The 15,952-nt window shown below is 68.4% G+C and carries 16 protein-coding genes; 8 read left to right on the forward strand and 8 right to left on the reverse strand.

Annotated elements, in window-relative coordinates; genetic code table 11:
- Window positions 1-456: a group II truncated hemoglobin gene (locus E1261_RS16955; protein WP_132407757.1), complete on the forward strand. Its 456-nt coding sequence runs from the start codon at window positions 1-3 to the stop codon at window positions 454-456.
- Here E1261_RS16955 and E1261_RS16960 read toward each other — a convergent pair.
- Window positions 435-1,085 (reverse strand): uridine kinase family protein, encoded by a 651-nt coding sequence (locus E1261_RS16960; protein WP_132407759.1) that lies wholly within the window; start codon window positions 1,083-1,085, stop codon window positions 435-437. The genes E1261_RS16955 and E1261_RS16960 overlap by 22 nt on opposite strands.
- The gene (locus tag E1261_RS16965; RefSeq protein WP_132407761.1) at window positions 1,072-1,566 is read right to left on the reverse strand and encodes a hypothetical protein; all 495 of its coding nucleotides are present in this window, start codon (window positions 1,564-1,566) and stop codon (window positions 1,072-1,074) included. Before E1261_RS16965 ends, E1261_RS16960 begins: the two co-directional genes overlap by 14 nt.
- Window positions 1,567-1,675: 109 nt before the next feature.
- Here E1261_RS16965 and E1261_RS16970 point away from each other — a divergent pair, with 109 nt between their 5' ends.
- A complete protein-coding gene (locus E1261_RS16970; RefSeq protein ID WP_238176261.1) occupies window positions 1,676-2,152 on the forward strand; it encodes an SseB family protein in 477 nt (158 codons plus the stop codon).
- Here E1261_RS16970 and E1261_RS16975 read toward each other — a convergent pair.
- Genes E1261_RS16975 through E1261_RS16985 form a run of 3 tightly spaced genes read right to left on the reverse strand, consistent with a single transcriptional unit; the run spans window position 2,138 to window position 5,850 of the window.
- Window positions 2,138-4,675 carry an ABC transporter permease gene (locus tag E1261_RS16975; RefSeq protein WP_132407765.1) on the reverse strand — a complete coding sequence of 846 codons (2,538 nt, stop codon included), beginning with the start codon at window positions 4,673-4,675 and terminating at the stop codon, window positions 2,138-2,140. The genes E1261_RS16970 and E1261_RS16975 overlap by 15 nt on opposite strands.
- A gap of 12 nt (window positions 4,676-4,687) precedes the next feature.
- Complete coding sequence (locus tag E1261_RS16980) at window positions 4,688-5,428, reverse strand: ABC transporter ATP-binding protein (protein ID WP_238176262.1); 741 nt, start codon at window positions 5,426-5,428, stop codon at window positions 4,688-4,690.
- Window positions 5,425-5,850 carry a DUF1707 domain-containing protein gene (locus tag E1261_RS16985; RefSeq protein ID WP_132407769.1) on the reverse strand — a complete coding sequence of 142 codons (426 nt, stop codon included), beginning with the start codon at window positions 5,848-5,850 and terminating at the stop codon, window positions 5,425-5,427. Before E1261_RS16985 ends, E1261_RS16980 begins: the two co-directional genes overlap by 4 nt.
- Window positions 5,851-5,988: 138 nt before the next feature.
- Here E1261_RS16985 and E1261_RS16990 point away from each other — a divergent pair, with 138 nt between their 5' ends.
- Window positions 5,989-6,690 carry a TetR/AcrR family transcriptional regulator gene (locus E1261_RS16990; RefSeq protein WP_132407771.1) on the forward strand — a complete coding sequence of 234 codons (702 nt, stop codon included), beginning with the start codon at window positions 5,989-5,991 and terminating at the stop codon, window positions 6,688-6,690.
- A 116-nt stretch (window positions 6,691-6,806) separates the two neighbouring features.
- On the opposite strand, the gene E1261_RS16995 is transcribed toward E1261_RS16990, so the two are convergent.
- Both E1261_RS16995 and E1261_RS17000 read right to left on the reverse strand, forming a co-directional pair.
- Window positions 6,807-7,967 carry a glycoside hydrolase 5 family protein gene (locus E1261_RS16995; RefSeq protein WP_238176263.1) on the reverse strand — a complete coding sequence of 387 codons (1,161 nt, stop codon included), beginning with the start codon at window positions 7,965-7,967 and terminating at the stop codon, window positions 6,807-6,809.
- 45 nt (window positions 7,968-8,012) lie between these two features.
- A complete protein-coding gene (locus E1261_RS17000) occupies window positions 8,013-9,029 on the reverse strand; it encodes a LacI family DNA-binding transcriptional regulator (RefSeq protein ID WP_132407775.1) in 1,017 nt (338 codons plus the stop codon).
- Between the two features lie 88 nt (window positions 9,030-9,117).
- On the opposite strand from E1261_RS17000, the gene E1261_RS17005 reads away from it, so the two are divergent.
- From E1261_RS17005 to E1261_RS17015, 3 genes are all read left to right on the forward strand, one after another.
- Window positions 9,118-10,413, forward strand: a complete 1,296-nt coding sequence (locus tag E1261_RS17005; RefSeq protein WP_132407777.1) for an ABC transporter substrate-binding protein — start codon at window positions 9,118-9,120, stop codon at window positions 10,411-10,413.
- A 73-nt stretch (window positions 10,414-10,486) separates the two neighbouring features.
- A complete protein-coding gene (locus tag E1261_RS17010; RefSeq protein ID WP_238176264.1) occupies window positions 10,487-11,302 on the forward strand; it encodes a carbohydrate ABC transporter permease in 816 nt (271 codons plus the stop codon).
- Window positions 11,299-12,216: a carbohydrate ABC transporter permease gene (locus tag E1261_RS17015; protein ID WP_132407781.1), complete on the forward strand. Its 918-nt coding sequence runs from the start codon at window positions 11,299-11,301 to the stop codon at window positions 12,214-12,216. The genes E1261_RS17010 and E1261_RS17015 overlap by 4 nt, the downstream gene beginning before the upstream one ends.
- 86 nt (window positions 12,217-12,302) lie before the next feature.
- On the opposite strand, the gene E1261_RS17020 is transcribed toward E1261_RS17015, so the two are convergent.
- Window positions 12,303-13,181, reverse strand: a complete 879-nt coding sequence (locus E1261_RS17020) for a LysR family transcriptional regulator (RefSeq protein ID WP_132407783.1) — start codon at window positions 13,179-13,181, stop codon at window positions 12,303-12,305.
- A 75-nt stretch (window positions 13,182-13,256) separates the two neighbouring features.
- On the opposite strand from E1261_RS17020, the gene gabT reads away from it, so the two are divergent.
- Entirely contained in the window at window positions 13,257-14,579 is a 1,323-nt protein-coding gene (gene gabT, locus E1261_RS17025; protein ID WP_202874774.1) for a 4-aminobutyrate--2-oxoglutarate transaminase, read from the forward strand.
- Complete coding sequence (locus tag E1261_RS17030; protein WP_132407787.1) at window positions 14,576-15,949, forward strand: NAD-dependent succinate-semialdehyde dehydrogenase; 1,374 nt, start codon at window positions 14,576-14,578, stop codon at window positions 15,947-15,949. Before gabT ends, E1261_RS17030 begins: the two co-directional genes overlap by 4 nt.
- The last annotated feature ends 3 nt before the right edge of the window (window positions 15,950-15,952 follow it).

The raw sequence follows: 15,952 nt of genomic DNA on the forward strand, positions 1-15,952 counted from the left end.
ATGGAGAGCCTGTACGACGCGGCCGGTGGAATGGACGGAATGGTTCGACTCGCGCATGCGTGGCATGAGCGGGTGCTGGCCGATGAAGTGGTGAGCCACGCGTTCAGTCACGGGTTCCACCCGGACCACACCAAGCGGCTGGCGGCGTACTGGGCTGAGGCGCTCGGCGGGCCGACGGCGTACACGTATGTCTACGGGGACCAAACATCCGTAGTCGTCATGCACAGCGGGAACGGTGAGCACCTCGAGATGGATCGGCGTGCGATCGCGTGTTTCGACGATGCGCTGGACGACGTTGGCCTGACTGGTGAACTGAAGACCGTTCTGCACGACTACTTCGCCTGGGCGACCTCGGTGTCGATGGCCCAGTACCACGGCTCGAAGAATGAAGTGCCGCTCGGGATGAGCATCCCGCGGTGGTCGTGGGACGGGCTTCAGGACGCGGCTGAGTCGTGAGGTAGGGCTACTGATTTCGCGACCAGCTCGGCGCTCGGGTCGTGCGGTACTTCGGGGTTGCCGTCGACGACTACCTGGGCTCGGTCACGGGTGGACTGGGTGGCGAAGTGGTCGCGTTCCCAGCGCATCCACTCGAGCCAGTGGTCGCGGAGGGCCTCGCCGTCGCGCTCGATACCGCGGTCGAGGCGAACCTCGTTGGTGGTCTCGATCCACAGCCGAAGCGACTGCCACTTGTCGGCGTCGCGGTCGCACGAGGTGACGCCTTCGACGATGAGGACGTCGACAGTGACCGGCACGACGTGCAGCTCGGCGTAGGTGCCGGTGTTCCAGTCGTAGCGGCGGTAGCGGCCTTCGCGGCCGTCGGACAGTCGCTGCAGGACGTGGTCGCGCAGCAGGGCGAATCCACGCTCGGCACCGGCCCAGCCGTCGTACAGGTCGTCCATGTGGATGACGAAGGTGTTCAGGTCACGGGCCTTGGCCCGGGCTTCGAAGCGGCCGGCGAGGGTGGACTTGCCGGAGCCGGCCGGGCCGTCGATGGAGATCAGCCGGGTCCGGCCGAGCCGCGGGGGCGCGGCCTGGACGTGGTCGAGCAGGGAGTCCAGGGTCAGGGGGGTCTCAGTTGATTCCATGGCGCTTCAGGATGTCCTCGATCTCGTCGAAGTCCGACGAATCTTGCTGCCCACCCTTGGTCCCGGACTTGGCACCGGGCTTGGCAGCTTTGGCTGGGGCAGCCGACGCGGGCGCCGGGCCGGTGGTGGTCAGTTCACCGGCGGGCTTCGGTTGTTTCTGCTTCTTCTCCTTCGGCGTCCGCGACCGCGCCACGCCGGAGACGACGTACAGCACGACCGAAACGCCGGCCAGCGCGAATCCGGCCCAGACGGACGGGTCGAAGGCCAGGTGGGTGACCCAACTGACCGCCGACCGCACCACGTCCCAGACCAGCTCGAGCAGCCCGGTCAGGAACAGCGATACCGGCAGCAGTGACCAGGCCACTCCGCGCACCCCGGCCGCGGCTCCGCGCCGCCGCCAGGCGGCCCACGAGCCGATCAGGCCGAGGAGCGTGAGGCCCACGCAGAACGGCAGCAGCGTCAAATCGTTGAAGTCAGGCACATACCCAGGCTCGCACAGTCAGCCCGCGATCCAAGGGGGGAACAGCCCTGACGCCACCCTGAAACCGCGCTCCGGGGACAATAGGCGGGTGCAACCAGCAGAACGGCGTTTGGCATTCACAGGCTTCGACAACGACGACGGTACGGCGGACGCCGGGCTGGCGGCGGCGCTGGCGGCCGGGGACCACGGGGCGATGCTGGCGGCGCTGACCCGGGCGCGCCTGCTGGTGCCGGTGGTCGCGATGCTCGGCGAGGTCGAGTACGACGAGAAGGGCCTGGCGCACGACAAGACGTCGGACATGGCGGTCGCGCTGCTGCAGGGCCAGGACGGCCGGAACGCGCTGCTGGCGTTCACCGGCACCGAGAGCCTCGCCCGCTGGAGCCCCGAGGCGCGCCCGATGCCCGCCCAGACCCAGCTGGTCGCAACCGCGGCCATCCAGGAAGGCGCCGCCGCGATCGTCCTCGACATCGCGGGCCCGGCGGCCGGCGTGATCGAGGAAGACGACGTACGCCGACTGGCCGCCGGCCTCCAGGTGGTTCGCCTGGAAGACGGCGGCTACGGCTGGATCGAGTCAGCCGACGGGTGAGGCGAGGGCGTCCATGGGCTTGGGGCGCATGGCGATTCGGCCGGTGATGGCGGTGGTCGGGAGGACCAGGAGCAGTACGACGGCGACCCAGGCGAGCAGGATCCACGGGGGACCGGAGGGGATCGGCCAGCCGCGGCTCGCGACCGCGATCGGGAGCACGGTGAACGCGGCCGCGATCAGTCCGAGCACCAGCCCGAGGCCCGCGATCACCAGGCCTTCCAGCATCAGCATCCGCGATACCTGCCGCCGGGTTGACCCGGTCAGCCGCTGCAATCCGAACTCCCGGCGCCGATCCAGCACCGCGGCCGCGATCGTGTTCACCGAGGCGATCGCTGTGTAGGCGACTGCGATCCCCGCCAGCAGATAGGCGATATACGCGTCGACTCCGAGCCCGGCGTCGTACCCCTCGCCCAGCAGTTCCCGGCCACCGGCCGTCGCGCCGGGGAGGTCCGCTTTGAGTGCGGCCTTCTCGTCGGAGGTCTTGAGCAGCAGCATGCTCGGCAGCCCGGTCGTGGTGTGCGCGGCCAGCAGTTCGGCGGGGAGCAGCAGCGGTTCGTAGCCCGACGGTCCCTCGGCCAGCGCGACCACCTTAACGGTGACCAGTGCGTTGTCGCCCAGCCGGACGCCGAGCTCCGAACCCACGTCCACCTTGAGTTTCTTCGCCGTACCGGGCGGCAGCGCGATCGTCGAACCGCGCAGCTCGTCGAGCGACCCCTTGGTGACCTTGCCTTCGTAGACCGGCCCGCTCAGACCGAGCAGCGGCCAGGCGTCACTCGTGTGCGAGTCGTCGTACGGCGATTCGATCCAGCCCTTGCTACGAACGAGTTCGGAGACCGCGGTGACGCCGGGCAACGTGCGGGCGTGCTCGGTCAGCGAGGTGGGGATGCCGCCGGTGGAGCTGGTGATGACGACGTCCGCGGCCAGGCTGTCGGTGGCGGCTTCGACGGCTGCCTTCTGCTGGGTGGTCTGGGCGTAGATGTTGCCGAGGGCAATGGTTGTGGCGATGGTGATCGGGATCAGGATCGCGGCGAACTGCACGGCGCGGACCCGCAGGTTGATCACCGCGAGTACGCCGCTGGTGCCGCGCTTCTCGAGCATCGTGGTCAGCCGCGGTACCAGCGCTCGCTGGATCACCATCGGAGCCAGGATCGCCACCGCGATGGAACCGGTCAGGCCGGCCGGGCCGCCGATTGCCGCCGCGTTCGTGGGGCTCATGAAGAGGGTCGAGACCGCGATCGACACGGTTACCCCGGCGAAGATCAGGCCGATCAGGATCCGCACCCGGCTCAGTGCGACAGCCGGTACGGCGGCCTCCGCGAGCGCCTGGATCGGACGGATCTGCGCGGCCCTGCCAGCTGCGATTCCGACGGTCACTCGCAGGACGACGAAGGTCAGCAGCGCGGCTCCCACGAACGGCAGGATGCCCTGGTCGAACCGCAGTTGTGCCGGCACGATCCCGCCGCCGGTCAGCAACCCGAAGATCCAGTCCCCGGCGAACGGCCCGCACAGCAGCCCGAGTACCAGCCCCAGAATCCCGACTGTGAGAGTCTCGGCGATCACCATCTTCGCCACCTGCCGCGGCGTCGCACCACTGGCCCGCAACAGCGCCAGCTCACGCCGTCGCTGGCGTACCGACAACCCGATCGTCGCCGACACCACCAGTGCCATCACCACAGCCACCATCCCACCGAAGACGCCGGACATGATGATCAACGGCAGGCTCGTCGCGATCCCGCGGTACTCCGCAACACCCCGATCGTCACCGGCGTAAGCCTTGACCCCCGCAGGCAGCGCGAGCGTCTTCGCCAGCTCCCGGGTTGAGGTCCCGTCCGCCGGGAACACGCCGATCGCGTCCGGCGCAGGCACCAACCGCTCAGCCTCCGAGTCCGCAAAGAACACCGCCGGTACGTCGACCGCTCGCTCCGCCACCGCGATTCCCGCCACCGTGTACTGCTGCGGGGTGCCGCGGACCGTCACGCTGATCTGGTCACCGGGCTTGGCGGATCCAGCCAGCCGCTGGTCCAGCACCACCTGTCCAGCCTTCGGCGCGCGGCCGATGGTGAGGCGGTAGGGGGTGAGCTGGGCGGACGCCCAGCCGTGCCCGATCAGTACCTCGCCAGCAGCCGCTCCCGCGGTGGCGCCCGTTCCGGTCGGGGCGCCCGCTGTGCGGCCGGAGCCGGTCGCGGGGCCGCCGGTCTGGGTTACCACGGCTGGGAAGGTGCGATCCGCGATTGCGTTCGCGACTCCCGGCGTACTGGCTAGCTTGTTCACCAGGTCTGCGTCGACTCGGTGGCGTTCGGGGAAGGCGGCTGAGCCTGAGCCGTTCGGCGGGTGGTAGGCAGGGTCGCCGCTGACGAGGAGAGGGACGGCGGCGAGTCGTTGGGGCGGGGCGTTCAGGCGGAGGCCGGTCTCCAGCAGACCGCCGGCGGCGGCGAGCAGGGCACTGCCGAGGAGCAGCGCGACGAAGATCGCCAGGAAGGCGGCCGTCCGATGCCGCAAGGTGGTGAGCGCGAGGCGAAACATGATGGGGACTCCTCAGGGAGTGGCGGGGGACAGGCTGAGGTGGGCGAGTTCGGCGGCTACTGTCTCGGCGGTGGGGTGGTCTGACTCGGACACGATCTGGCCGTCTACCAGGAAGACGACGCGGTCGGCGTACGAGGCGGCGACCGGGTCGTGGGTGACCATGACGATGGTCTGACCGAGTGCTCGCGACTGGTCCCGCAGCAGCGCCAGGACCTCCAGTGCGGTCACTGTGTCGAGCGCTCCGGTCGGCTCGTCGGCGAAGGTGATCGCAGCGCGCCCAGCCAGCGCACGTGCGATCGCCACGCGTTGCTGCTGACCGCCGGACAGCTCACTCGGCCGGTGTCCGACCCGCTCGGCCAGACCGACCCGGGCGATCACCGAACTCACCCACGCCTCGTCCGGCGACTTCCCGGCCAGCGTCAGCGGCAGGACGACGTTCTGCCGCACAGTCAGCGCAGGCATCAGGTTGAAGGACTGGAACACGAAAGCGACGTGCTCACGCCTCAGCTCGGTCAGGGCAGTCTCGTCGAGCCCCAGCAGCGACTGCCCAGCCAACCGGACCTGACCGGACGACGGTGAATCCAGACCGGCCGCACAGTGCAGCAGCGTGCTCTTGCCGGACCCGGACGGCCCCATCACCGCAGTGAAGGAGCCCTCCGCGAATCCGTAGCTGATACCGCCCAGCGCGGTGACCGCGCCCGGACCGGTGCCGTAGACCTTCCGGACGTCCGTGAGCTGGACCGGGGCGTTCACACGCCCACCTGTACGTCGGTCTTGCGGTGGTAGGACTCGTGCGTCCACCACAGGATTGCGACGACCATGCCCAGGCCGAGGTCGGACCAGAGCCACCATGGCCAGTCGAAGTGCCCGAAGACGGCCAGCGTCGCCCAGATGACGAACTGCACGACGCAAGCGACCAGCCACACGCCGGTGAACGCCCGCAGTGCGACGGTCAGACCACGCGGCGGCGTCGCGTCGGTGATCCCGGCGAAGACCTGGCGGAGGTCGCCGCGGTTCCGGGCGTTGCCGAGCAACTCCTGCCGGTCGGCGGCGGCGGTCGGGGCCAGCGCACCCCGCCGTACGGCGCTGTCGAGCTTGGCGGCGGCCGAGCGGCGGTCGGTCTCGCTCAGGACGACCTGGTCGGGGAGCAACAGGGGATCGAGCAGTGTGTTCATCGGAGGGTCCTTTCAAGGAGTGGCTGATGTGAAATAGCGTAGGGGTTGAACAGTTTCACGCCCCAGGGTGCTCAGCCGCCGATCCGAGGTGGTGGTAGGCCCCCTTGCCCGGTGGTGCGAGTACGCGAAGATGGGGGAATGACTGCAGAGCTGCCACCCGGACTCACGCTGGCCTGGGGCGTCCAGCCGGTCCAGCGGCGCGGCCCGAAGCCGGGGCTGTCGGTCGAGCAGATCGTCGCCACCGGGATCGAACTCGGCGACACGGCCGGGTTCGAGGCGATCTCGCTGCAGAAGATCGCGGCGCACCACGGCGTCACCACGAACGCGATGTACCGCTACGTGCGGTCCAAGGATGAGCTGATCGTGCTCGTCCACGACAAGGCGATCGCCGCCCCGCCCGAGCTACCGGCCGGCTGGCGTCCCGCCGCGACGGCGTGGGTGCACGCACTGGTCGACCGGTACGCCGAGCGCCCGTGGCTGCTCGACGTACCGATCCGCGGCGCGCCCGTCACGCCGAACATGATGCGCTGGGCCGAGGTGATGCTGCAGGCCTTCGCCGAGACGCCGCTGAATCAGCATGATGCTCTCGGCTGCCTGATGCTGCTCGACGGGTTCGCCCGCAACTACGCGACCATCGCCCGCCAGATGGGCGCGAACGACGACGTACCGGTCCAGGCCGAACAGGTAGGCGCCTTCCTCGTCCCACGCCTCATCGAGCACAACTACCCCATGCTCGTAGCCCTCTACACCAACGCCAACTACAACGACGGCCTAGACGACGACCTCGAATTCGGCCTGACCCGCACCCTCGACGGCATCGAGGTCCTGATAAATCGCTAACGTCCGAACAGCCGGAGGGCCCGCCTCCGGTTCTTCGGACGTTGTCACCAGTTCCGACGCAACGTCCGAAGGATCGGAGGGCCGGTCTCCGGTTTTTCGGACGTTGTGGATCAGGATCAGGGGAGGGCGATCCGGACGGGGCCGTCCGTGCGGGCGGCTACCCACTGGAGGTGGAAATCGCTGCCGGGGGCAACTTCCGGGCGGCGGCCGGGTTGGGTGCGGAGGTTGATGGGGGCGGTGAGGGTGGTGACGGCAGGCTCGGCCGGTACGCCGTTCGCCCGCACCGACGCGATCACCTCGGCCAGCGCCTGGGCGGCCGGCTTGCGTTCGTGGTCGACGGTGAACAGGCCGAGGTCGTACTCGCGGTCCGGGAAGTCCAGCAGCCGCCGGTCGATGTCGTGCGACGACCACCACGTGACGCCGTACAGGGCCGGGTTCGGCAGGACGTGCTCGACCGTCCGCCGCGTGAATTCCGCCTGCAGTTCGGCCGGGATGTCCGGCCCCGGTACGCCGACCTCCTGCAGCCACACCGGCCGAGACGGATCCAGCGACGTCGCAGCCGCGAGCTCGACCAGGTAGTCGGCATGGCTGAGCGTCGCCGGACCCATCGGCCCGTCCACTCGCGAGACCCCGTTGAACACCCAGGAATGGACCGTACTCAGATCACCCAGATCCACCGCATCAGTCGGCAGGAACGGGTGATCAGCCTTGTACCACGCATCGTCGAACACCGAATGCAGCGCCAGTACGTCGGGCGCCGCCTTCCGCACGGTGTCCAGCAGCTCCCCGGCCCACGCGGTCGACGCGCCGGCGGTCGTCGGACTGTCCGGCCAGAGGTTGTTCACCTCGTTCCCGAGGGTGATCGCGAACAGATTCGGCTTCTCCGCGACCGCGCGGGCCACGGTGTCGACGTACGCCGTCAATCCGTCCCGGACGGTGGAATCCTCGAACAGGCTGGCCTTGTGCCAGGTCAGCACCCACGACGGCAGGAAGTCGAAACTCGACAGATGTCCCTGGATCAGGTCGACCGCCACCGACAGCCCGTGCTCGGCGGCCGCGTCCAGCGTGTCCAGCAGATCCTCGATCGCGCGCTCGCGCAGGATCGCCCGGTTCGGCTGGATCCACGGCCAGATCGGGAACACCCGCACGTGGTCCAGACCCAACCCGGCCAGATCCGCGAAGTCCCGCCGTACCGCGTCGCCGTCGTAGTCGAGCCAGCTGTAGAACCAGCCGCTCGAAGGAACGTAGTTCGCGCCGAACCGCGGATCCAAACCCATGATCCGCATGCTAAAACGGTTTAGCCGTTTGGAGCAACCGCAGGGTCAGGCCGGGGGAGCGGTGGACTCGCGGACGGTGAGGACAGGGTCGGCGGTGCGGCGGTTGACCGGGACCTCGGGGTTGGCGATGACCTCGAGCAGGACCTCGGCGGCCTGGCGGCCGAAGTCGAAGGTGTCGCGGGACATGGCGGTCAGGGCCGGGTGCATGAGCTGGGTGAGGATCGAGTCGTCGAACGCGACGATCGACAGGTCGCCCGGGACCGAGACGCCCATCTCCATCGCGACCCCGAGCCCGGCCACCGCCATCACGTCGCTGTCGTACACGATCGCGGTCGGCCGGTCCGCCTGGGCGAGCAGCCGGCGGGTGGTCGCGGCGCCCTCGGCGTCGCTGAAGTCGGTGGTCAGGGACGGCGCGTCGACCAGCCCGAGCCGCGGTGCGGCGTCCCGTACGGCGCGGATCCGCCGCTGCGTGTGCTGGAAGATCGGCGTACCGGCGACGTGGGCGATCCGGCGGTGACCGAGCGCAGCCAGGTACTCCACGATCGTGAGCATGGCATCGCGGTCGTCGGCCCAGACCGAGGCGAGCTGGCCCTTGCCGCCGCGGCCGCCGATCACCACCGCGGGCAGCTCGAGCTCTTTCAGGGCGTCGATCCGGGGATCGCGCACGGTCAGGTCGACCAGGATCACGCCGTCCACGCGGTGCTCGGAGGTCCAGCGTTTGTACACCTCGACCTCGGTCTCGGTGTCCTCGACGATCAGCAGCTGCAGTGAGATCGACTCCGCGGACAGCCCCGACTGCACGCCGGACAGCAGATGCGCGAAGAACGGCTCCACGCCGAGCGTGCGCGCCGGGCGGGCGATCACCATCCCGACGGAGTCCACCCGCGACGCACCCAGCGCCCGCGCCGCACTGTGCGGCCGCCACGCCATCTGCTCGGCGATCCGCAGAATCCGCTCCCGCGTCGCCTCGCTGACGCCCGGCCGCCCGTTCAGCGCGAACGACACCGCGCCCTTGGACACTCCGGCCCGCTGGGCGATGTCGGCAATCGTCGGTCTGGCCATCCAGCACCTTCCCTCACTCTTGACAGCGGATTCTACGATGTGAATAGTTCGGGAGCTATACCGGTTTATCAAACCCTGGAGAATCCCCATGCGTACACGCCGTTCGGCGCTGGTGGCGTTGCTTGCCGCCTCGGCCCTCACCCTGGCCGGCTGCGGCCTCGGCTCGTCCGACTCCTCCGGTGACGGTGGCGCCAAGCCGACCGTCGGCGCGGACGCCCAGGTGACCGGTGCGGTCTCCTTGCAGACGTGGGCGCTGAAGCCGAAGTTCACGTCGTACGTCGAAGGTGTGATCAAGGCTTTCGAGGCGAAGTACCCGGGCACCAAGGTGACCTGGCTGGACCAGCCCGGTGACGGTTACGACAAGAAGGTGCTGAGCCAGGCCTCGGCCGGCGACCTGCCGGACGTGGTCAACCTGCCGCCGGACTTCGCGCTCCCGCTGGCCAAGCAGAACCTGCTGCTCGACGTCGCCGCGGCCGACCCGAAGATCAAGGACGAGTACGTCGAGGGCGGCGTCGCGGCGTACCAGTATCAAGGTCTGAACGGCACATTCGGTTACCCGTGGTACCTGAACACCGACATCGACTACTGGAACTCGGACAAGTTCGCCGCGGCCGGCCTGGACGCGAAGAACCCGCCGAAGACCTTCGACGAGCTGTTCGCCGCCGCCAAGGTGATGCACGACAAGACCGGCGGCAAGGAATACCTGATGAGCCGGCTGCCGGGCATCGGTGACTTCACCAACGCGGGCGTGAAGATCCTGTCCGACGACGGCAAGAAGTTCACCTTCAACACCCCCGAGGCCGCCGCGCTACTGGACAAGTACCGCGAGGCCTACAAGGCCGGCTACCTGCCGCGCGACATCCTGACTCAGGAATACCTGGGCAACTCCAAGCTCTTCACCCAGTCCAAGGTCGCCTGGACCACCGGTGGTGGGAACGCGATCCAGGACTTCACCAAGGACAACCCGTCGCTGAAGGGCAAGATCGTCCCGTCACCGGCCCTCGACACCCCGCCGCTGTACGTGCAGGGTCTGTCGGTCTCGGCCAAGACCAAGAACCAGGCGGCCGCGATCGCGCTCGCCCGCTTCGTCACCAACGCCGAGAACCAGGCCGCGTTCGCGAAGATCGTCAACATCTTCCCGTCCACCAAGGCCTCGGCCTCGGACCCGTACTTCTCGAAGTCGGACGGTACGCCGGAATCGGACGCGAAGGTGCTCGCGTTCGAGTCGCTGGCCAAGGCGAAGGTGCTCACGCCGCCGATCATCAGCGGCGCCACCAACGACTTCATCGGCCAGCAGATCTCGCTCGCGATCTCCGGCAAGATCACCTCGCAGGCAGCGTTGGACGCGGCCGTCACCAAGGCCAACCAGCTGCTCACTCAGTAGTAAGGACCTAATGCGCTACCAACGGTGGTTTACCCCGTGGGTGCTGGTGATTCCAGCACTCACGTGGTTGCTCGTGTTCAATCTGTGGCCGTCGATCAACACGGTGATCCTGTCGTTCACCAACGCCAAACCACTCGGCGGCGGCACGTTCGTCGGGCTGAAGAACTTCGAGACCCTGCTGCACGACGAGCAGCTGCGCTGGGCGCTGCTGAACAGCGTCATCTACATGGTGGTCTGCCTGCCGTTCCTGACCATCATCCCGCTGCTGCTCGCCGTACTGGTGGAGAAGAAGCTGCCCGGGATCACGTTCTTCCGGACCGCGTTCTACACCCCGGTGGTCGCCTCGGCCGTCGTGGTGGCGCTGATCTGGCAGTGGATCCTGGACGACCGCGGCCTGGTCAACGGTCTGGCCGAGAAGCTCGGCGTGATCTCGGGGCCGCTGCCGTTCCTGTCCGACCAGTGGTTGCTGCTGCTGAGTGCGATCAGCCTGACGATCTGGAAGGGGCTGGGGTACTACATGATTATCTACCTGGCCGCCCTCGGGAACGTCGGCCGTGAACTGCACGAGGCGGCGGCGGTCGACGGTGCGAATGCGCTGCGGCGGTTCGTGCACATCACGATCCCCGGCGTCCGCGGCACGATGATCCTGATCTCGATCCTGATCTCGGTGTCGGCGCTGCGCGTCTTCTCCGAGCTGTTCATCCTGAGTGGTGGCAAGGGCGGTCCGGGCGGTCGCGACAACTCGGTCGTGATGCTGATCCAGCAGTACAGCCAGGGCTTCGAGGGCAACCTCGGCTACGCCTCGGCGCTGTCGATCGTGCTGTTCTTCGTCACCGTCGTCCCGATGCTCGTCCTGGCCCGTCTCAACAGAAGGGGTGCGGAAGCATGACGGTCGTGACTGACCCGGCGCGGCCGGTCGCCGTACCTCCGGAGCCTGGTACGCCGAAGCGGCGGCGGAGCGGGACTTTCGGATTCAACACCGTGTCGCCGCGGGAGAAGGTGGCCCGGTACGTCCTGCTCGTGTTCGTGCTGCTGATCACGATCGGGCCGTTCCTCTGGCAGCTGTCGACCTCGCTGAAGGGTTCCGGGGAAGACATCTACACCCGGATCCCGCGGCTGCTCCCGTCGCAGCCGACCTTCGACCACTACAAGGCGGTCGCCGACACGATCCCGGTCTGGGACTACGCGCGGAACTCGCTGGTGGTCGCCGTACTGGTTGTCGGAGGCAACGTCATCGGCGCGTCACTGGCCGGCTTCGCGATCTCGCGGTTGCAGTTCAAGGGCCGCAAGCTGGTACTCGGGCTGTTCCTGGCCACCCTGGTGCTGCCGGGTGAGGTCACGATCATTTCGCAGTACGTGACGGTCCGAGAGTTCGGCCTGGCGAACACGCTGTTCGGTGTCGCCCTGCCCGGCATGATCGGCGCGCTGAACGTGCTGCTGATGTACAACGCCTTCCGCTCACTCCCGATCGAGGTCGACCAGGCCGCGATCGTGGACGGTGCGAACGCGTGGCAACGGTTCCTCTTCATCGGCCTGCCCTCGGTCCGCGGAACCATCAGCGTGGTGGCGATCTTCGCCTTCATCGGTGCCTGGGACGACTTCCTCTGGCCGCTGATCGTCCTGACGGATCCCGACAAATACACCCTCACCGTCGGACTGCAGTACCTCTCCGGCACCTTCAGCAACAACCCCCGCCTGATCGCCGCCGGCACCATGATCGCGTTCATCCCGATCGTGATCGTCTTCGCCACCCTCCAACGCTTCTTCTTCAAGGGCGTCGAAGAAGGCGCCGTCAAGGGCTGACCGACAGGACGTATAGGTCTACTAGTCGTCGCCGCCACGCTCACCAGCGACGGCGGCGGCTACGGATCGGCGTATACGTCCTGTTGTTAGGAAGATCCATAGCGGGCGGTGACGAACTGGCTGAGGCGGTCGGCGATGGTGGCCAGGGCGGCTCGGGCTGGGTGGCGGGAGTCCCAGGCGCTGACGAGGCGGACGGAGAGGTTGCCGTCGCTGGTGCGGATCGGGAGCGGGTGCAGGTCGAACTGGGGGTCGTCGGAGACCACGGCGACCCCGCGACCGGCCGCTGCGAGGGCCTGGGCGACTGTGCCATCGGCGGCTTCCACGGCGGCGCCGTACAAGAGTCCGTTTCGGCGCAGTGCCGCTTCCAGTGAGATGCGTGACGTGAAGGTGGGCGGCGGCAGGACGAGCGGTACGTCGGCCAGTTCGGCTAGCTGGATGCGTTTGCGGTTGGCCCAGGGGTGGTGGCTCGGGACGCAGGCCCAGACCGGGAGTACGGCCAGGGTCTGAGTCTCGTACGGCGCTCTGGCCGGCGTACTGGTCACTGCCAGGTCTGCACCGCGGCCCAGCACCTCGGCTGCCGTCTGGCCGTCGGCCTGGAAGACCTCGGGGGTCGGGTCGTCGGTATCCAGCGTGGCGATGAAGGGGGCGACCACATCCCGCAAGGTGGTCAGGGGAGCGCCGATGGTGATCCGGTCGAGGCGGCCCTGGGCCTGGTAGGTCGCGGCGACCCGGAGTGCATCGGCGCGTTCCAGCACCTCGCGCGCCAGGGGGAGGAGGGCTTGGCCGGCCCGGGTGGGCGTCAGACGACCGCCGGTGCGGTGGAAGAGCTCCACGCCGAGCTCCTGCTCGAGTTGGCGGAGCTGCCGAGACAGACCGGGCTGGGTGATGTGTAGACGATCCGCTGCAGCGGTGACCGTGCCGGCGTCGACGGTCTGCACGAAGTACTGCAGAGTTCGCAGCTCCACTCTATGCCTCCCAGGCATGCCATTCGTGCAGGACAAGTATTGGACAGCATAGAGCGGTCGCCGAAGACTGGGAGGATGACGATCGAACAGCGACGCATCCTGACGACAGCGATCCCGGGGCCGGTCTCGGCCGGGCTGATGGCACGGAAACAAGGCGCGGTCGCGGCCGGCGTGGGGACGACGCTGCCGGTCTTCGCGGTCGCCGCCGATGGCGGGGTAGTGGTCGATGCCGATGGCAACCAGTTGATCGACCTCGGGTCCGGGATCGCGGTCACCACCGTCGGTGCGCGGGCGCCGCGGGTGGTCGAGGCCGTCAAGGCGCAGGCCGACGCGTTCACCCATACCTGCTTCATGATCACGCCGTACGAGGGGTACGTCGCCGTCGCCGAAGCGCTGAACCGGCTGACGCCCGGCGATCACGACAAGCGGACCGCGCTGTTCAACTCGGGAGCCGAAGCGGTCGAGAACGCGGTCAAGATCGCGCGCGCCTACACCGGGCGGCAGGCCGTCGTGGTCTTCGACCACGCCTACCACGGCCGGACCAACCTGACCCTGGCGATGACGGCCAAGAACCAGCCGTACAAACGCGGTTTCGGCCCGTTCGCGGCCGAGGTCTACCGCGCACCGGTCTCGTACCCGTACCGCGATGGCGGGCTGGATGGCGCAACCGCCGCGGCCCGCGCGCTCGACGTGATCGAGAAGCAGGTCGGCGGGACCGAGGTCGCGGCCGTGGTGATCGAGCCGATCCAGGGCGAGGGCGGCTTCGTCGAACCGGCTCCCGGTTTCCTGCCGGCGCTGGCGGAGTGGTGCCGGGCCAACAGTGCGGTCTTTGTGGCCGACGAGGTGCAGAGCGGGTTCGCGCGGACCGGCGACCTGTTCGCCTGCAACCACGAGGGCGTCGTACCGGATCTGGTCGCGACCGCCAAGGGGATCGCGGGCGGGCTGCCGTTGTCGGCGGTGACCGGCCGAGCCGAGATCATGGACGCGCCGCAGGTGGGTGGCCTCGGTGGCACGTACGGCGGCAACCCGCTGGCGTGCGCGGCCGCACTGGCGGCGATCGAGACGATCGAGGCGGACGGATTGGTGGCGCGGGCGCGGCAGATCGAAGAGCTGATCAAGCCGCGGCTGCTGCTCGCGCAGAAGGAGGACGACCGGATCGGCGACGTCCGCGGCCGGGGCGCGATGATCGCGGTCGAGTTGGTGCAGCCGGGGACGTCTGTGCCTGCGCCGGAGCTGGCCAAGGCGGTCGCAACTGCTTGCCATCAGCAAGGAATCATCGTGCTGACCTGCGGTACCTACGGCAACGTGCTGCGGTTCCTGCCGCCGCTGACGATCAGTGACGACCTGCTGGTCGAGGCCCTGGAGATCGTCGTCGCGTCGCTGCGGGAGATCTCATGATCACGGTGCTGAATCCGGCCGATCTGACCGTCGTCGGTGAGGTTCCCAACGGTACGACGGCAGATGCCGTCAAGGCTGTCGATGCGGCCGCGAACGCCTTCCCTGCTTGGGCTCGCACGGCGCCACGAACCCGCTCCGAGATCCTGCACAAGACCTTCGAGCTGATGCTGCGCGACCGCGAGAAGCTGGCCGAACTCATCTGCCGGGAGAATGGCAAGTCCCGGGCCGACGCCTTGGCCGAGGTCGGGTATGCCGCGGAGTTCTTCCGCTGGTACGCCGAGGAGGCGGTCCGTCCAGGTGGTGACTACGGCTCGGCTCCGGCCGGCGGCGTACGGACGATTGTCACGGCCAAACCGATCGGTGTCGCCGCGCTCGTGACGCCGTGGAACTTCCCGGCCGCGATGGCGACCCGCAAGATCGCCCCGGCCCTCGCCGCGGGCTGTACGGCGGTGCTCAAACCGGCGGCCGAGACCCCGCTGACCGCGCTGGCGATCGCCGAGCTGCTCACGGAGGCCGGCGTACCTGCTGGGGTTCTGACTGTCGTGACGACCACGGACGCGGCCGGTGTGGTGTCCACGTGGTTGGCTGACTCGCGGGTGCGGGTGATCTCGTTCACCGGATCGACCCCGGTCGGCAAAGCGCTGCTGCGCCAGGCGGCCGACCGGGTTGTCGTGACCGCGATGGAGCTCGGTGGCAACGCGCCGTTCATCGTCACCGAGGACGCCGATCTCGAGCAGGCGGCGGCGGGCGCGATGATCGCGAAGTTCCGCAACGGCGGGCAGGCTTGTACGGCGGCCAACCGTTTCTACGTCCATGCGGATGTCGCTGACCGGTTCACCGAACTGTTCGGTCGCGAGGTGGAGAAGCTTGCCGTCGGCCCCTATTCGGCAGGCGCGCAGATCGGACCGCTGATCTCGGACTCCGCGGTCCAGCGCGTCACGAAGGTTGTCGACGAAGCGCTCGCGTCCGGTGCCCGCGTCACGCACCAGGCCGCCGTACCGGCTGCTGCTGGGCACTTCTACGCGCCGACGGTACTGCGGGATGTCCCCGACGACTCGACGTTGTTCACCGAGGAGATCTTCGGCCCGGTCGCCTCGATCGCCACCTGGTCGACCGACGACGAACTGATCGCCCGGGTCAACGACTCCGAATACGGCCTGGCCGGCTACGTCTACGCCGGCGAACTCGGCCGCGCGATCCGCATCAGCGAGTCCCTCGACGTCGGCATGGTAGGCATCAACCGCGGCCTCGTCTCCGACCCCTCAGCCCCCTTCGGCGGCGTCAAGCAGAGCGGTCTCGGCCGCGAAGGCGCCCGAGCCGGCCTCCACGAGTACCAGGAAACCCAGTACCTGAGCATCGATTGGCCCTAACCC

The organism is Kribbella albertanoniae (assembly GCF_004348455.1).
Taxonomy (GTDB): Bacteria; Actinomycetota; Actinomycetes; order Propionibacteriales; family Kribbellaceae; genus Kribbella; species Kribbella albertanoniae.